Origin of the sequence: Pseudomonas fluorescens, from assembly GCF_030344995.1 — a bacterium.
In the GTDB taxonomy this organism is placed as follows: domain Bacteria; phylum Pseudomonadota; class Gammaproteobacteria; order Pseudomonadales; family Pseudomonadaceae; genus Aquipseudomonas; species Aquipseudomonas fluorescens_BF.
The window spans coordinates 2,654,557-2,668,986 of the sequence record NZ_CP128260.1; the positions used below are offsets into that span (position 1 = coordinate 2,654,557).

At 61.6% G+C, this 14,430-nt stretch carries 14 protein-coding genes; 5 read left to right on the plus strand and 9 right to left on the minus strand.

Features of this window, described 5'->3' with window-relative positions; genetic code table 11:
- Positions 1-36: 36 nt before the first annotated feature.
- The 3 genes from QR290_RS12010 (at position 37) to QR290_RS12020 (ending at position 3,416) form a co-directional block, all read left to right on the plus strand.
- Positions 37-1,110, plus strand: coding sequence for a diguanylate cyclase (locus QR290_RS12010; protein WP_289205000.1), 1,074 nt, complete (start codon positions 37-39; stop codon positions 1,108-1,110).
- Between the two features lie 84 nt (positions 1,111-1,194).
- Positions 1,195-2,433 carry a M20/M25/M40 family metallo-hydrolase gene (locus QR290_RS12015; protein WP_289205001.1) on the plus strand — a complete coding sequence of 413 codons (1,239 nt, stop codon included), beginning with the start codon at positions 1,195-1,197 and terminating at the stop codon, positions 2,431-2,433.
- A gap of 680 nt (positions 2,434-3,113) precedes the next feature.
- Positions 3,114-3,416: a hypothetical protein gene (locus tag QR290_RS12020; RefSeq protein WP_289205002.1), complete on the plus strand. Its 303-nt coding sequence runs from the start codon at positions 3,114-3,116 to the stop codon at positions 3,414-3,416.
- 78 nt (positions 3,417-3,494) lie between these two features.
- Here QR290_RS12020 and QR290_RS12025 read toward each other — a convergent pair whose 3' ends face one another.
- From QR290_RS12025 to QR290_RS12060, 8 genes are all read right to left on the minus strand, one after another.
- Positions 3,495-4,364, minus strand: coding sequence for an isocitrate lyase/PEP mutase family protein (locus tag QR290_RS12025; RefSeq protein WP_289205003.1), 870 nt, complete (start codon positions 4,362-4,364; stop codon positions 3,495-3,497).
- Between the two features lie 160 nt (positions 4,365-4,524).
- Positions 4,525-5,559 (minus strand): arginine N-succinyltransferase, encoded by a 1,035-nt coding sequence (astA, locus tag QR290_RS12030; RefSeq protein ID WP_115077313.1) that lies wholly within the window; start codon positions 5,557-5,559, stop codon positions 4,525-4,527.
- Positions 5,560-5,614: 55 nt separating this feature from the next.
- Complete coding sequence (locus tag QR290_RS12035) at positions 5,615-6,631, minus strand: arginine N-succinyltransferase (RefSeq protein WP_115077314.1); 1,017 nt, start codon at positions 6,629-6,631, stop codon at positions 5,615-5,617.
- 119 nt (positions 6,632-6,750) lie between these two features.
- On the minus strand, positions 6,751-8,100 hold the full coding sequence (locus QR290_RS12040) for an APC family permease (protein WP_085686274.1): 1,350 nt from the start codon (positions 8,098-8,100) through the stop codon (positions 6,751-6,753).
- A gap of 87 nt (positions 8,101-8,187) precedes the next feature.
- Entirely contained in the window at positions 8,188-8,940 is a 753-nt protein-coding gene (locus QR290_RS12045; protein WP_115077315.1) for an N-formylglutamate amidohydrolase, read from the minus strand.
- Positions 8,924-10,255 carry a glutamine synthetase gene (locus QR290_RS12050; RefSeq protein ID WP_289205004.1) on the minus strand — a complete coding sequence of 444 codons (1,332 nt, stop codon included), beginning with the start codon at positions 10,253-10,255 and terminating at the stop codon, positions 8,924-8,926. The genes QR290_RS12045 and QR290_RS12050 overlap by 17 nt, the downstream gene beginning before the upstream one ends.
- On the minus strand, positions 10,252-10,896 hold the full coding sequence (locus QR290_RS12055; RefSeq protein ID WP_007956245.1) for an isochorismatase family cysteine hydrolase: 645 nt from the start codon (positions 10,894-10,896) through the stop codon (positions 10,252-10,254). The genes QR290_RS12050 and QR290_RS12055 overlap by 4 nt, the downstream gene beginning before the upstream one ends.
- 2 nt (positions 10,897-10,898) lie before the next feature.
- Positions 10,899-11,753 carry a MurR/RpiR family transcriptional regulator gene (locus QR290_RS12060; protein WP_085607603.1) on the minus strand — a complete coding sequence of 285 codons (855 nt, stop codon included), beginning with the start codon at positions 11,751-11,753 and terminating at the stop codon, positions 10,899-10,901.
- 320 nt (positions 11,754-12,073) lie between these two features.
- Between QR290_RS12060 and QR290_RS12065 the strand changes: the two genes are divergently transcribed.
- The gene (locus QR290_RS12065; protein WP_115077317.1) at positions 12,074-12,643 is read left to right on the plus strand and encodes a histidine phosphatase family protein; all 570 of its coding nucleotides are present in this window, start codon (positions 12,074-12,076) and stop codon (positions 12,641-12,643) included.
- Positions 12,643-13,398 (plus strand): precorrin-6A synthase (deacetylating), encoded by a 756-nt coding sequence (cobF, locus tag QR290_RS12070; RefSeq protein WP_289205005.1) that lies wholly within the window; start codon positions 12,643-12,645, stop codon positions 13,396-13,398. Before QR290_RS12065 ends, cobF begins: the two co-directional genes overlap by 1 nt.
- Here cobF and ftrA read toward each other — a convergent pair.
- A complete protein-coding gene (ftrA, locus tag QR290_RS12075; protein WP_289205006.1) occupies positions 13,367-14,356 on the minus strand; it encodes a transcriptional regulator FtrA in 990 nt (329 codons plus the stop codon). The genes cobF and ftrA overlap by 32 nt on opposite strands.
- Between the last annotated feature and the right edge of the window lie 74 nt (positions 14,357-14,430).

Here is a 14,430-nt window from a genome sequence, read left to right on the forward strand (position 1 = left end):
CGGTCTGCGCAGTGCCGTCGAGTGGTCGAGGCCCCTATGGGAAGATCGGGAGGAAAAGGACTTTCACTGGCCAGGAGGCTCTATACATCGCGAACCCTCGGGCTGGTCCTGGGGCTATTGTGTGTGAGCGTCGCGATGTACCCACTCGACCCACCGGCCTGGGTCTGGGCGCTGATGCTGTTCAACGGCCTGGTCTGGCCGCACCTCGCGTATCAATGGGCCCGCCGGGCGAAGGTTCCTTACCACGCCGAGCACCGCAACCTGTTGATCGACGCCTTCCTCGGTGGCTTCTGGGTCGCCGCCATGCACTTCAATCCCTTGCCCAGTGCCACGACCATTTCGATGATGGCGATGAACAACGTCGCCATCGGTGGCCTGCGTTTTCTACTGGCCGGGGCGGCGGCGCAGTTGCTCGGCATCGGCGTTGGACTGGTGGTGTTTGCCCCCGCGTTCGTCCCGATGACCACACCGGCGCAACTCTATGCCTGTCTGCCGTTGTTGATGCTGTATCCGCTGGCTCTGGGCTGGATCTGCTTTCGCCAGGCCTACACCCTCGGCCTGCACAAACGTGAATTGCTGGCCCTGAGCCGCACCGACAGCCTCACCGGTCTGCTCAATCACGGCGCCTGGAAGGATCAGCTGGAAATCGAATTCGAACGCTGCAAACGCCAGCAAACCGGTGCCGCGATTGCGCTGATCGACATCGACCACTTCAAGGCAATCAACGACACCTACGGCCACGTGGCCGGCGATATCGTCCTGCGTCAGCTGAGCAAGATGCTCAAGCAGAACCTGCGCATGGCCGATGTGGCGGGGCGCTACGGCGGCGACGAGTTTTGCGTGATTCTGCCGGACTTGCCGCTGTTCAATGCGGCGCAGGCGATGGAAGCCTTGCGTGAGCGTTTTTCCTTTCTGGTGTACGAACAGAGCCCGGCACTGAAGGTCAGCCTGAGCATTGGTCTGGCGGCGCTCGATCCGTCCCATGGCGACGCGACACGTTGGCTGGATGACGCCGATCAGGCGCTGTATGAAGCCAAGGCCGGTGGGCGGAACCGGGTGATTTGCTGCAGTGACGACAAGCCACGGCGCGAGGTATTCGATTCGGTTTGAACGGATCGGGTGTCGCATACGGGATAGAGCCTTGGCGCGATGTCAGGTACGGTTCAGTACCCGACACGAAACAAGGATTGATTCATGACGTTCAAATTCCCTCGTTCCCTGCTGGCCGCCGGTCTCGGCCTGACCCTCTCTCTCGCCACCGCTGGCGCCTTTGCCGAACCGCACAAACAAGTGCTGGCCGACGCCGAGCAATACAAACCCGAAGCCCTGAAACTGCTGGAGCGGCTGGTCAACATCGACTCCGGTTCCGGTGATGAAAAAGGCCTGAAACAAGTCAGCGAAATCGCCATCGATGAGCTGAAAAAGCTCGGCGCCACAATCGAGCTGGTGCCCAACACCCCGGAAAAAACCAACCACGTACTCGCCACGCTGAAAGGCACCGGCAAGGCGAAAATCCTGCTGATGGCGCACATGGACACGGTGTTCAAGGAAGGCTCCGCCGCCGAACGACCGTTCCACATCAAGGACGGCCGTGCCTACGGGCCGGGCGTGATGGACGACAAGGGCGGGATCGTCGCCGGCATCTACGCGCTGAAAATTCTGAAGAACCTCGACTTCAAGGACTACGCGCAAATCACCTTTCTGCTCGATGCCAGCGAAGAAACCGGCTCGGACGTCGCCACCGACCTGATCAAGAAAACCGCCAAACTCCACGACTTCACCCTCAATCTCGAGCCGGGCCGTCCGGCGGATGGTCTGGTGGTGTGGCGCAAGGGCAGCGCCACCGCGCTGGTCGAGGTCAAGGGCAAGGCTGCCCACGCCGGCGTCGCGCCGGAACTGGGGCGCAATGCGGCGATGGAGGCGGCGCATCAGATTCTGCAACTGGGCAAACTCGGCGACGAAGCCAAGAAAACCACCATCAACTTCACCGTGCTCAAGTCCGGTGACCGCACCAACGTGATCCCGGACCAGGCCACGGCCAAGGCTGATGTGCGGGCGGCGGTGCCGGAAGAATTCGACCGGATCGAGAAGGATCTGGCGCGGGTGTCGCAGGACAAGTTGATTCCTGATACCGAGGTGAAGACCTCGCTGCAACGCGGCTTGCCACCGATGCCGCAGACGGCGGAGTCGGATCGTTTGATGGCGATGGCTCAGGGGATTTATGGCGAGATTGGCCGTAAGTTGACCGAAGAAGGTAGCGGCGGGGCGGCGGATGCCAGTTTGTCGGCCGGGGTAGGGACGCCGACGCTGGACGGGTTCGGGATTGTTGGCGGCAATATTCATACGCCGGAGGAATACGCGGAAGTGGAGAGCGTGGCGCCGCGGATTTATCTGTTGTCGCGGATGATTATGGAGTTGGCGAAGGGGCAGTGAGCAGTGGACTCGGCGGGGTGTCAGGTTTTCCCCTCACCCCAGCCCTCTCCCAAGGGGAGAGGGAGCCGACCGAGGTGTCTTGCGTATTGCATCGACCTGAAATACCGAGTTGATTATGGATTCGGCGCATAACGCTCAAGTCTGTGTGCTTCTCCAGCATCCCCTCACCCCAGCCCTCCTGAAACGTCGGATCGCCCGGAGGGAGAGGGGGCCGACTGAGGTGTCTTGCGTATTACATCGACCTGAAACACCGAGTCGATTATGGATTCGACGCATAACGTTCAAGTCGCTGTACTTCTCCAGCATCCCCCAATCGGTTCCCTCTCCCTCCGGGAGAGGGCTAGGGTGAGGGGGCTTTTGTGGGATATGAGTAAAGCGTGAGCGGCGCACAACTTTCCAAGACCTTTCCTACAACGTACCCTGTTGCCGCGTTTCGGTATCGACACCTATAGTTCGGGCTCGCGGAAAACTTCGCGAACGACCTTGGCCGGTCGATACAGGAACGTACAGTTGTCCAACATATTCAGCGATGTTTGCCTGAGTTGTTGTGTTTTGGCGGCTGTGCGTGGGACACCTTCGGGTGTGCCGGTTCCTGTATCCGGTCGGCCAACCCGCGTACGGCTGCCACCCTCTTCGTTTGGCCGCGAATGGTGATAGCTCTAATTACAGGAGTCACACCAATGTCAGAACAAGTAATCCCCCGCTACCTCCCCATCGACACCTACGACGCCGAATCCCCGGTGCTCTTCATCAATACCCAAAAAGAACTCAGCGACATGGCCGCGTGTGCGATGCACCGTTTTGTGGTCGTGCGCGATCTGGCAGACACCTTTTCCAGTCTCGACCTCAAGGGCATTTCCGATTGTGATCTGACGCGCATTACCAGCGCGGTGCATCTGCTGATGCGAGAGGGCTGCGCCATTCTGAACGTGATTCAGACGCGGGCATTACAGCGGGAGGCGGGTTTCAAAACAGCGGTCTAGCGGTTTCGCGGCGGGCGCCATGCGAGTGGACTCGTAATGGCGTCGGGCCGCTCTGCCTCTTTGTAGCGTGGTGCGCGGTTACTCTTTGACGCTCATGTATTCCTTGGCCCAGAGGATGTATTCCTCAGGCTGGGTGTAGGTGTGGGTCAGTTCGGTGGCGCTCAGGTCCGAGGCCTGGGTGAATATCTGGCGTTGTTCGCGCAGGCTGTCGTAAGTCGCCTTGATTGCCGCGAAGTAAGCACCGTGGCCGTCGATGGTCAAGCGCACACCCAGTTCGGCCAGGCGTTTGTCGTCGCGCAGCGCCGGGTTGCCGTAGGTCACCAGCATCAGCGGGACGGTCAGGTGTTCGGCGATTTGCTCGAGCTGGTCGAAGTCCTGGATCCCGACCATGCAGATACCGTCGGCACCGGCGGCCTGGTACTGCTTGGTGCGGCTGATGATTTCCTGGTTCGGCAGGATGCCGGCGTTGGTCCGGGCGATGATCGCCATTTCCGAATCGACCCGGGCTTCCAGTGCCGCGCGGATCTTGCCGACGCCTTCGGCGACGGTGATCAGGTCGGTGGATTTACGGCCGAATTGTGCTGGCAGCAGGGTGTCTTCGATGGTCAGCGCGGCGACGCCGGCGCGTTCCAGTTCGACGATGGTGCGCATCACGTTGAGCGCGTTGCCGTAGCCGTGGTCGGCGTCGGCGATCACCGGCAGTTGGGCGACGCGGCCGATGCGGGTGGCCTGTTCAGCGAATTCGCTGAGGGTGATCAGGGCAAAGTCCGGAGCCCCCAAGACCTGCAATGAGGCGACCGAGCCGCCGAGAATCCCTACTTCAAAACCTAGGTCAGCGGCGATGCGGGCGGACATCGGATCGAACACCGAGGCGGTGTGATAGCAGGTGTCGGAAGCCAGCAGCTGACGGAAGTTACGGCGCAAATCTTGATGAGAAAGCCTGGTCATACGAGTTCCACCAATACAAAGGAATGGAAAGGCTTGAGCAAAGGTGTCAACGCCGAAGGTGAAAAGGCTATCACGCCAATGGGTCAAGGATCATGACGAATTAACGAGGAAGTTAACCAGGAAAATCCTGTTCAGGCGCTTTCTCTACAGGAATGTGCGCTCAGGCCGCCACCGCCTGCTGCTGTTGATTGGGCAGCGGCACCGCCCGCACCGAGTTGCCCGGCTGCAATTGCAGGCGTTTGGCGGTGAGGCGGTCGATCACCAGACTACTGCCGACCCGACGGCCCGGCGCGACGGTGATGCGGCAGTTTTCCAGACGGCGGTTGTGGATCAGCCACAGCGGCGCCTGATCGTCCGGGGTGCCGATGCTCAGGGTCAGTTCCAGGCTGTCGCGCACGGTGCGGATGCTGCGGATCGGTGCTTCGATCACTGGGCCGCCGTCAAAAATGTCGATGTAGCCTTTGTGAGCAAAACCCTCGGACTGAAGGATTTTCAGTGCCGGTTCGGTGTTGGGGTGGGCCTGACCGATCACGGCCTGGGCCTGTTCGGTGAGCAGGCAGGTGTACAGCGGCTGACGCGGCATCAGTTCGGCGATGAAGGCCTTGTTGCCCAGCCCGGACAGGTGGTCGGCGTGGCTGAAGTCCATCTGGAAGAAGTGCCGGCCCAGGCTGTCCCAGAACGGCGAACAGCCTTGTTCGTCGGCACTGCCGCGCAGTTCGGCGATCATCTTCTCGCCGAACAGGTGCTGGAATTCGGCGACAAACAGTAAGCGTCCCAGCGACAGCAGGCGTCCATTGCTGCCGTGGCGCTGGTCGTGGCGCAGGAACAGCGAACACAGCTCCGATTGGCCGGTCAGTTCATTGTTGAGGAACAGCGTCGGGATCTGCCGCTGAATGCCAAGGTCTGGCGCCGAACTCACGGTCAGCCCGACCCGATAGTTGTACCAGGGCTCACGCAGGCCGACGGCCCCGGCCAAGGCGCTGACGCCGACCACTCGCTGTTCGTCGTCTTCAAGCACGAACAGGTAATCGGCATCGGCCCGCTCGACCTGTTCGGCGAAGGCGCGCTGTGCCCAGCGTACCCGGTGGGCCAGGCGATCTTCGTTGGCGGGCAGGGTGGTGAAACCCGGCCCGGCCTGTTGCACCAGCGTCATCAATGCTGGCAGGTCGCTGACTTGAACCGGACGGACAATCATGCTGCAACTCCTTTTGCGCGCCTGCTCGGGCACTGTCGTTGAATAGGGGCGCGGTTCACAGGGCGATCACCCGGATCGTGCCGCCAGCGCGGACGTCGAGCGCCGCGCACAGGGCCGGGTCGAGCGCCAGGGGCTGACCGGGCTGGTAATCCAGCTCGGCGACCACCGCCCGAAAGCCATGCAGAGCATCGTTGCTCACCAGATAGCGACCGCGAGCATCGATCGCTGGTTCCTCCTGAACCGTAGCGGTCTGGCTTTGCGCGATCGAACGGATGTTGGCGGTGCGTGCATACAGGGTCGGGCCGGCATCGAACAGATCGATGTAGCTGTTGGTTTCAAAACCCTCGCGCTCAAGAATGTCGAAGGCTTCCTGTCCGTCCGGGTGGACGCGGCCGATGCAGTCTTGCGCCGCCTGCGGCAGCATCGGCACGTAGATCGGGTATTGCGGCATCAGTTCGGCGAGAAACGTACGGCTCTGCAGGCCGCACAGGCGTTCGGCCTCGACGTAGGGCAGGTCGAAAAAATGTTTGCCCAGTGCATCCCAGAACGGTGAATGCCCTTGCTCGTCGCTGTAACCGACGATTTCGGTAATCACCGCTTCGGCAAAACGCGGCGTGTGGGCGGCGATGAACAGCAGGCGTGCCCGCGACAGCAATTCGGAAAATGGCGTGCGCACCAGCGCCGAGTCGATGTGAAAACCACGCAGCAGCGTATGCCCGCTCAGGTCGTGGCACAGCGACAATGCCGGCACGCCGTGCTCGATGTTCAGCTCCCGCGAAGCACTGGTGAAGTGGCGGTTGCGCAAACTGTAGAACGGTTCGTCGTGGCCGGCGGTGGCGAGGATCTCCGAGCAGCCGACCAGTCGGCGGTTGTCCAGATCTTCCAGCACGAAGAAGTAATTCTCCGGGCCCTGAGCCGCCGCATCGCTGTCGAACGAGGCGCAGGACGCGGCGATTTTTTCGCCCAGGTGCTCGCTGTCGTCCGGCAGGGATGTGACGCCCACCAGGCTGTCTCGCGCCAATTGTTGCAATTGAGGCAGGTCGTTTGGCTCGACTGGACGTAAGACCAGCATGGATGCACTCCTGTATCAAAAAGGTTCGGCCCATTCGCCGAACCTGACTATCACTGTCGGTTTCCACGCGTTAAAGCGGCGGTCGCCTGATTTGTTGTCAGACGCCGCTCTTTTTCTTGTCAGCCATTGCTCGGGTCAGGCAGCGCGGTACTGGCGCCGAGCTTGTTCAGGAAGAACAGGTACACCAGACCTAGTGCGATCCAGATCAGGCCGAGTTTCTGTGCATCGACGCCCATGTTGTACATGATGGCCGCGACGATGATGAAGCCGATCACCGGGCAGATCAGGTGACGGATCACCTGGCCGGACTTCTGCCGGCGCCAGTAGTAATTGATCACGGTCAGGTGCAGCAGCATGAAGCCGCTCAGGGCGCCGAAGTTGACCAGCGAAGTCAGGGTGTCTACCGAATTGATGAACAGGTAGCAGATCACCAGCGACAGCACCGCCACCAGATAAATGCTCAGGTAGGGCGTGTTGTGTTTTGGGTGGACCTTGGCCAGCACTTTCGGCAACTTGCCGTCGCGGGCCATGCCGAACAGCAGGCGCGAAACCGCCGCTTGCGAAGTGATCGCCACCGCCACGCCCCAGGCCAGTGCCGTGGCCACGCCGGTCAGGGTCGCCAGCCAGCTGCCGGCAGCGATTTCGGCGATTTCATAGAACGCAGTGTCGGCGGACTTGAAGCCCATGCCCGCTGCCAGATCGGTGGCGATCCAGGTTTGCGCAACGAAAATCACCCCCATCACTACCAGCGTGATCAAAGCCGCTTTGCCGACGCTGCGGCCCGGATCGCCCTTGATCTCTTCGGCGAGGGTGGAGATCGCATCGAAGCCGAGGAACGACAGCACCGCAATCGACACCGCTTGCATCAGCAGGGCGAAGTTGAAGGTTTCCGGGTGATATAGCGGCGCCAAGGTCAGTTGGCCGTTGCCGCCGCCGTTGTGCAGGGCATTCCAGGCGTAAAACAGGAAAATCCCCAGCACCACGAGTTGCGCCAGCAGGAACAGGATGTTCATGCGAGCGGTGAAGGTGATGCCGCGCAGGTTGACGAAGGTCGCGCTGACCAGGAACGCCAGAATGAAACCGACTTTCGGGATGTCCGGGTACAAGTGGTTGAGCGCCATTGCCGCATAGACGTAAAGCAGCGGCGGAATCAGCAGATAGTCGAGCAGCATCAGCCAACCGGCGATGAAGCCGACGTGTTGATTCAGGCCCCGTTGGGCGTAGGAATACACCGATCCGGCAATCGGAAAGGCTCGGGCCATGCTGCCGTAACTCAGCGCGGTGAAGACCATCGCCACCATGCCGATGATGTACGCCAGAGGCACCATCCCCGGTGCCTCGGCGTTGACGTAGCCATACACGCCGAACGGGGCGATGGGGATCATGAAGATCATCCCGTACACCACCAGGTCGGTCAGTGTCAGGCTACGTTTCAACTCCTGTTTGTAGCCGAACTCTTCTATTTCCATGAAGCGCAACTCCTTGTCAGCCAATCGGTCGTTTTAGTTGTTATATCGGTCCGTCGTTTACAGCGTCAGCAGTGGTTACAACAATCCTTACAGCAATGGCGCCAGATAATTCGCCCAGCGGGTCACCGCTTCCGGGCTGCGCAGCAGGTCGTTGCGCACTTCGATCAACACCGAATCAAGGCCCCGCGCATCGCCGTGTACCGGTACGGTCATGTCACCCAGCGGGTCGATCCTGTACGGCTGGTTGCCGGCGACTTTCAGCGGATGTCGCTCCAGACCGTCGAGCATCCGTTGGGCGTAGGCTCTGGCCTGACCGAACAGCACGCCGACTTCCAGCTCGCGCGGCTGGCCGTAGTACACCGGGGTGAAACTGTGAATCCCCACCACCCGCACCGGCCGACCTTCGGCCAGACGTGTATCGATCAGTTGTTGCAGCCGCGTGTGAAACGGCTTGAACAGGCACTGGCGACGGTATTCGCGGGTGGCCTCGTCGAGCTCGCGGTTGCCCGGCACCTGATAGATCTCGCTCTGCGCCGGAATGCTGTCGGGCGCATGCCGGGGGCGGTTGAGGTCAATCAGCAGGCGCGAATAGTTGGCGCTCAGCAGCGTCGCACCCAGTTGCTCCGACAGTTGCTCGGCCAGCGCCAGGGCGCCAATGTCCCAGGCGATGTGTTCGCGCGCCGCCGTGTCATCCAGGCCCAGATTGTTCAGGGCCTCGGGGATGTAGCGGCTGGCGTGTTCGCACACCAGAATCAGTGGGTGCGTCGAATCTTCACGGCTCAGGTTGTAGACCGGTCGGGTGTACAACCCAAGCTCAACGGATTCAGTACAGGCGTGCATAGTGCTCACAAAGGTCAGCGGGCGAGAGCTGTTCCGTCAGCGCCAGTTCCTCGGTTTTAAGGGCGAAAAAAGTCTCGAGCAACGCGCTTGGCAGCGCTTCGACCAGCGCTTCACTGCGACGCAGGCAATCCAGTGCCTGGGCCAGGGAGGCGGGCAGGGCAACGATGCCCCGTGCCTTGCGTTGTTCGTCGTTGAGTGAATCAGGGATTTCATCGGTGATCGCATTCAGCGCCAGACGCTGCTCGATGCCCAGGCGTCCGGCGATCAGCAGCGCGGCCATTGCCAGATGCGGCGAGGCGGTGGCGTCCATGGCGCGGAATTCCAGGTTGTATTGCTTCGCCACAGGTTTGTTGCCCAGGCTCACGGTCGGGCAGATGCGCAGCGCCGCCTCCCGGTTCTGTTGACCGAGGCAGGCGTAGGACGCGCTCCAGTGGTGGGGTTGCAAACGTTCATACGACACCGGTGTCGGTGCAGTAAACGCACACAGCGCCGGCAAGTAATGCAGCACCCCCGCTGCCCAGTGTTGGCCGAGGGTCGATAGGCCATTGCTGGTGCCGGCGTCGTAAAGCGTTGGCTGACCCGCCAGATCGAGCAGGCTGATGTGCAGGTGCACGCCGTTGCAAACCGCGTCGGCGGCGGTCTTCGGTGCGAAGCTCAAGTCCAGTCCCATCTGCCGGGCGATTTCGCGGGTGATCTCGCGCACATTGACCGCGCGATCCGCCGCCGCCACGCCGAGGGTCGGGCGGCAGGTGATTTCGTATTGATGCTTGCCGTATTCGGGCAGGAACATTTCCGGCTCGACGCCCCCGGCGCGCAACGCGCTGAGCAGCCAGCCACCGAATTCGGCGCCCTGACGCTGGGCCTCCAGCGAGAACGCCAGGTGTTCGGCAAACCCGGCGTGCAGATTGAATTCGTGTTCGAACGCGGCGTTGACCTGCAAGCCGAGCTCATCGCGATAGCGCTCGACCTCGTTGCGCAACAGGGTGCGCGGGCAGGCGGCCCATGGTCGGCCATCGGTTTCGCGGATATCGCCATGGATGAAATCCAGCGCTGGCGCTGCGGCGTCCGGGCCGTTGCCGACGGTGACGCGGCTGGCCAGATCGGGAATCAGCCGCAGATCGCCATAAGCGCCCCACGGACTGGTCGAAGCGATAATGTCCTGCGGCGTCAGCGCGCTGTTGGCCGGCACCCAGCCACAACCGGCGGCCTGATAATGCTCCAGCTCATCGGTGGGAAACGAGCGGCCACGGGTGACGCCGATCAGGTCGGTGGTGACGATGGTGGTCATCGGCAATGGCGACAGGCGTTCGCTCATGGTTGCATCTCCTGCAACCGGCCGAGCACGGTGTCGGTGTCGGTGATCCAGCAGTAGCCCTTGATCGCGTTCAGACAGGCGTCGTGGCGTGCTTCGGTGTAGGTCGCGCAGGCGTCGGCCACCAGCGTGACGAGATAGCCACGGTCGGCGGCGTCGCGCACGGCCATGTCCACGCACTGATCGGTGACGATCCCGGCGATGATCAGATGGCGGGTTTCGAGGTTGCGCAGCACGTAGTCGATATTGGTCGAGTTGAAGACTCCGGATGAGGTCTTCGGCAGCACGATTTCGTTTTCAGCAGGAGTCAGTTCGGCGATGACCTGTGCCTGCGGGCTGCCCTTGGGCAGGTGCATGTCCGACAGTTTGTGATCCAGCGAGCGGTCGCGGCCGTCGGCGGTCAGGCTTTCGATCAGGGTGTGCAGCACGTTCTGCCGTGCGTCGCGGAAGGCGTTGAGCAGCCGAACCTGATTGGGCACCACTTGCGAGCGCGTGCGGTTGAGGAAGTACGCGGCGTCCGGGCCTTCGAGGTGCGGGTCGAACTGCGGCTCGAGCCAGGCGCGCTGCATGTCCACCAACAACAGCGCGGTGTGGTCGGTGACAAACGGCAGGTCTCGTGGCGAGCGATGGGGAAGGCTGAACATCCTTATTTATCCTCAAGCAAGTGGGTGTCGAAGTCGTTGCGCAGGGCATCGATGCCTTCCAGGCGATCGGCCAGGTCCGGGCAGCGCAGGGTCAGGCAAGCGATCAGCGCTTCAACCTGAGCGAGCGCCGGGACCATGGTGTCGAACGGCGAGGCCGACTCCACCGGAGCGCTGATGATCATGTCGGCCAGTTCGCGCAGCGGCGAGGCATAGATGTCGGTAAACAGCACGACGCGAGCGTTGCTGTTCTTCGCCGCGCTCGCCACGCGCAGGGCCTGGGTCTGGTAGCGGCGATAGTCGAACACCAGCACCACGTCCTGGCGTTGCAGGTCGAACAGGCGATCGGGCAGTTGCGCGTTGTCCTCCAGCGCAAAGCAACCGGGGCGCAGCAGACGCAAATGATTGAGCAGGTAAGTCGCCATCAGGCTGCTGAAGCGTCCGCCGAAGCAGTAGACCTGATGTCGGGTGTCGAGCAGCCAGTCGGCGAGGATCCGTACGTCTTCCGGTTGGGTCAGGGCCTGGGTTTCGGCCAGCAGGTTATGGCTGTGAGCCAGATAATGGCTCCAGGCATCGTCCTTGTTCTGATGTGAGCGCGGTTGCAACAGCGTTCGCGGCGAGCGCAGGCGATGGTCCATGTCGCTGAGCAAGGCGTCCTGGAATTCGGCGTAACCGCCGAAGCCGAGCTTTTTCACCAGCCGCACGATGGTCGGATCGCTGACGCCGGCATGTTCGGCCAGGCGCGCCATCGGGCCAAGCCCGTTGCGTGGATACTGATCGAGCAAGGCGCGAACGACTTTGCGCTCCGACGGCGTCAGGTCAAGGCCTGGGTCGGTGATCAGGTCTCTTAAAGGGGGCATCCGGGCTCCTGCTGGATGGGGTGTTGAATTCGCTTCACAATCCGTTAAAACAGTATTTATGTAACTGACGCTACATGTCTAGCGAATTTTTCGGCGTTTAAACCTGGCCCCAAAATGGGGCGTGATGCCCGTAACGCAAGGGTTACACGTATGTCGATCAGTGTTGTAGTCCATTGCCCATAGTGGTGTCAGACATTGCCGCTTTCACACGCTCGGATCATCCAATCGACTTGCCCGGAACCTCCCGGTTTACGGCACAATTGCCGCGCCATCAGCGATTCCGTCAATGACCGTCCTGTCTTCCAGCCGAGTGACTTCCCGTGCAGACCACCCGTTTGACATTGATCTGCCATGCCAGAACCGTCGCACAAAAATTGGCGTGTTTTCCTACGAACGAACCTGTTGAAGGAACGGCGCTGACGTCCTGCTCATTGGCTTCGCGTTTCGACAAGGCATCCCGTCTGATTTGCGCTCCGGAATTGCGTACCCGCCAGACGGCGGCGTGGTTTGGCCCTGAGGCATGCATTGACGAGGCCCTGCGTGATTGCGACTGGGGACGGTGGCAAGGTCAGTCAATCAAGGACTTGCAACGAAAAGAACCCGAGGCATTGCAAGCGTGGCTCGATGACCCGCACGCCGCACCCCATGGCGGCGAGTCGGTGGCGCAACTGCGCGAACGAGTGGCCGCGTGGCTGGTTGCACTACAAGCCACGTCGGGCCACGTGGTGGCGGTCACCCATCCATTCGTGATTCGCGCTGCATTGATGCAGGTCGTGCAGGGAGAGGCGTTTCACAGCCTTGATGTCGAGCCGCTGGCGGCGGTCGATCTGCGGTTTACCGGGCGCTGGCGGCTACGCTTGTCCGGCATGAACCTGGAAGGAGCAGAGTAATGAAGCGATTGCTGGTGATCGGCATCGGTGCCGGCAACCCGGACTACATCACGATGCAGGCGGTGAAGGCGCTGAACCGGGTGGACGTGTTTTTCCTGATGGACAAGGGCCAGAGCAAGGACAAGCTGATCGACCTGCGGCGAGAAATCTGCGAGCGCTACATCACCGATCGTACGTACCGTTTCGCCGAAGCCCACAGCCCGGAGCGCGAGCGCGGCGATGTGGACTACAACGCCAGCGTCGATGATCTGAACCGCGCCAAGCAGCAAACCTTCGAACGGCTGATCAATGACGAATTGTCCGACGGGCAGTGCGGCGGTTTTCTGGTGTGGGGCGATCCGGCGTTGTACGACAGCACGATTCGCATCCTGCAGGCGATTCTGGCCTCGGGGCGATGTGAGTTTGAATTCGAAGTCATTCCGGGCATTACCAGCGTTCAGGCCTTGGCGGCACAACACAAGGTGCCGTTGAACACCATCGGCCGCTCGATTGAAATCACCACCGGCCGACGCCTGGCGGCGGGGCAGGTGAGTGACACCGACAGTCTGGTGGTGATGCTCGACGCGGAAGATTCCTACCACCGTGTGGCGGATCAGGAGACAGAGATTTACTGGGGCGCCTACCTCGGCACGCCGGATGAAATCCTCATCCATGGCAAGCTCGGCGACGTTGCCGATGAGATAGAACGGGTGCGCAAGGCTGCGCGGGCCGGGCATGGCTGGATCATGGACACCTATCTGCTGCGCAAGCCTTGATCTCTCGACCAAAGCGTTCGCGATACACCGAAGGCGGCACCCCGACCACGCTGCGAAACGCCACACGAAAGCTTTCCACCGAGCGATAGCCACAGCGCAGGGCAATCTGCTCGGTGTTCTGCGGCGTACTTTCCAGCAATTCCCGGGCCCGGGCCAGACGCTCGTGTTGCAACCAGGCCTTGGGTGACTGACCGCTGGCTTCGCTGAATTTGCGCAGGAAAGTGCGTTCGCTCATCGCCGCTTCGCTGGCCAGATCGCGCACTTCCAGCGGTTCGTGCAGGCGCTCGCGGGCCCACTGCATTACGCGCGACAGGTCACTGCGCGGCGTAGGGCTGACCGGCGTCGGAATGAATTGCGCCTGACCGCCGGTTCGTTGTGGTGACATCACCAGCCGTCGCGCCACCGAGTTGGCGATTTGGGTGCCGAAGTCCCGCGCCACCAGATGCAGGCAGGCGTCGATCCCGGCCGCGCTGCCGGCAGAAGTAATCAACTGGCCGGAATCGACGTAAAGCACATCCGGATCGACATCGATGGCCGGGAAGCGCTCGGCCAGTTCTGTGGTGTAGCGCCAGTGAGTGGTCGCGCCATGACCGTCGAGCAATCCGCTGGCGGCCAGCACGAACACCCCGGAGCAGATCGACAACAACCGGGCGCCGCGTGAATAGGCATCACGCAATGCTTCAAGCAAGGCTTCCGGCACCGGCGCACTGCGGTCGCGCCAGCCGGGAATGATAATGGTGCGCGCATCCGCCAACAGCTCCAGACCGCCATCGGCCAGCACCTGGATCCCGCCCATGGCGCGCATCGGGCCTTGATCGACTGCCGCAATGCAGTGCTCGTACCACGGGAAATCGAACTCCGGCCGGGCCAGGCCGAAGATCTCCACGGCGATGCCGAACTCGAATGTGCACAGGCCGTCGTAGGCCAGAATCGCGACCAATTCAGATGAGTCAGGCATTTGGCGGAAAATTCCCGGTGAGTGTCTTGTACGCCACTGTAGCGGCAAGCGACGGCTCGATAAAGTCTGTTCAT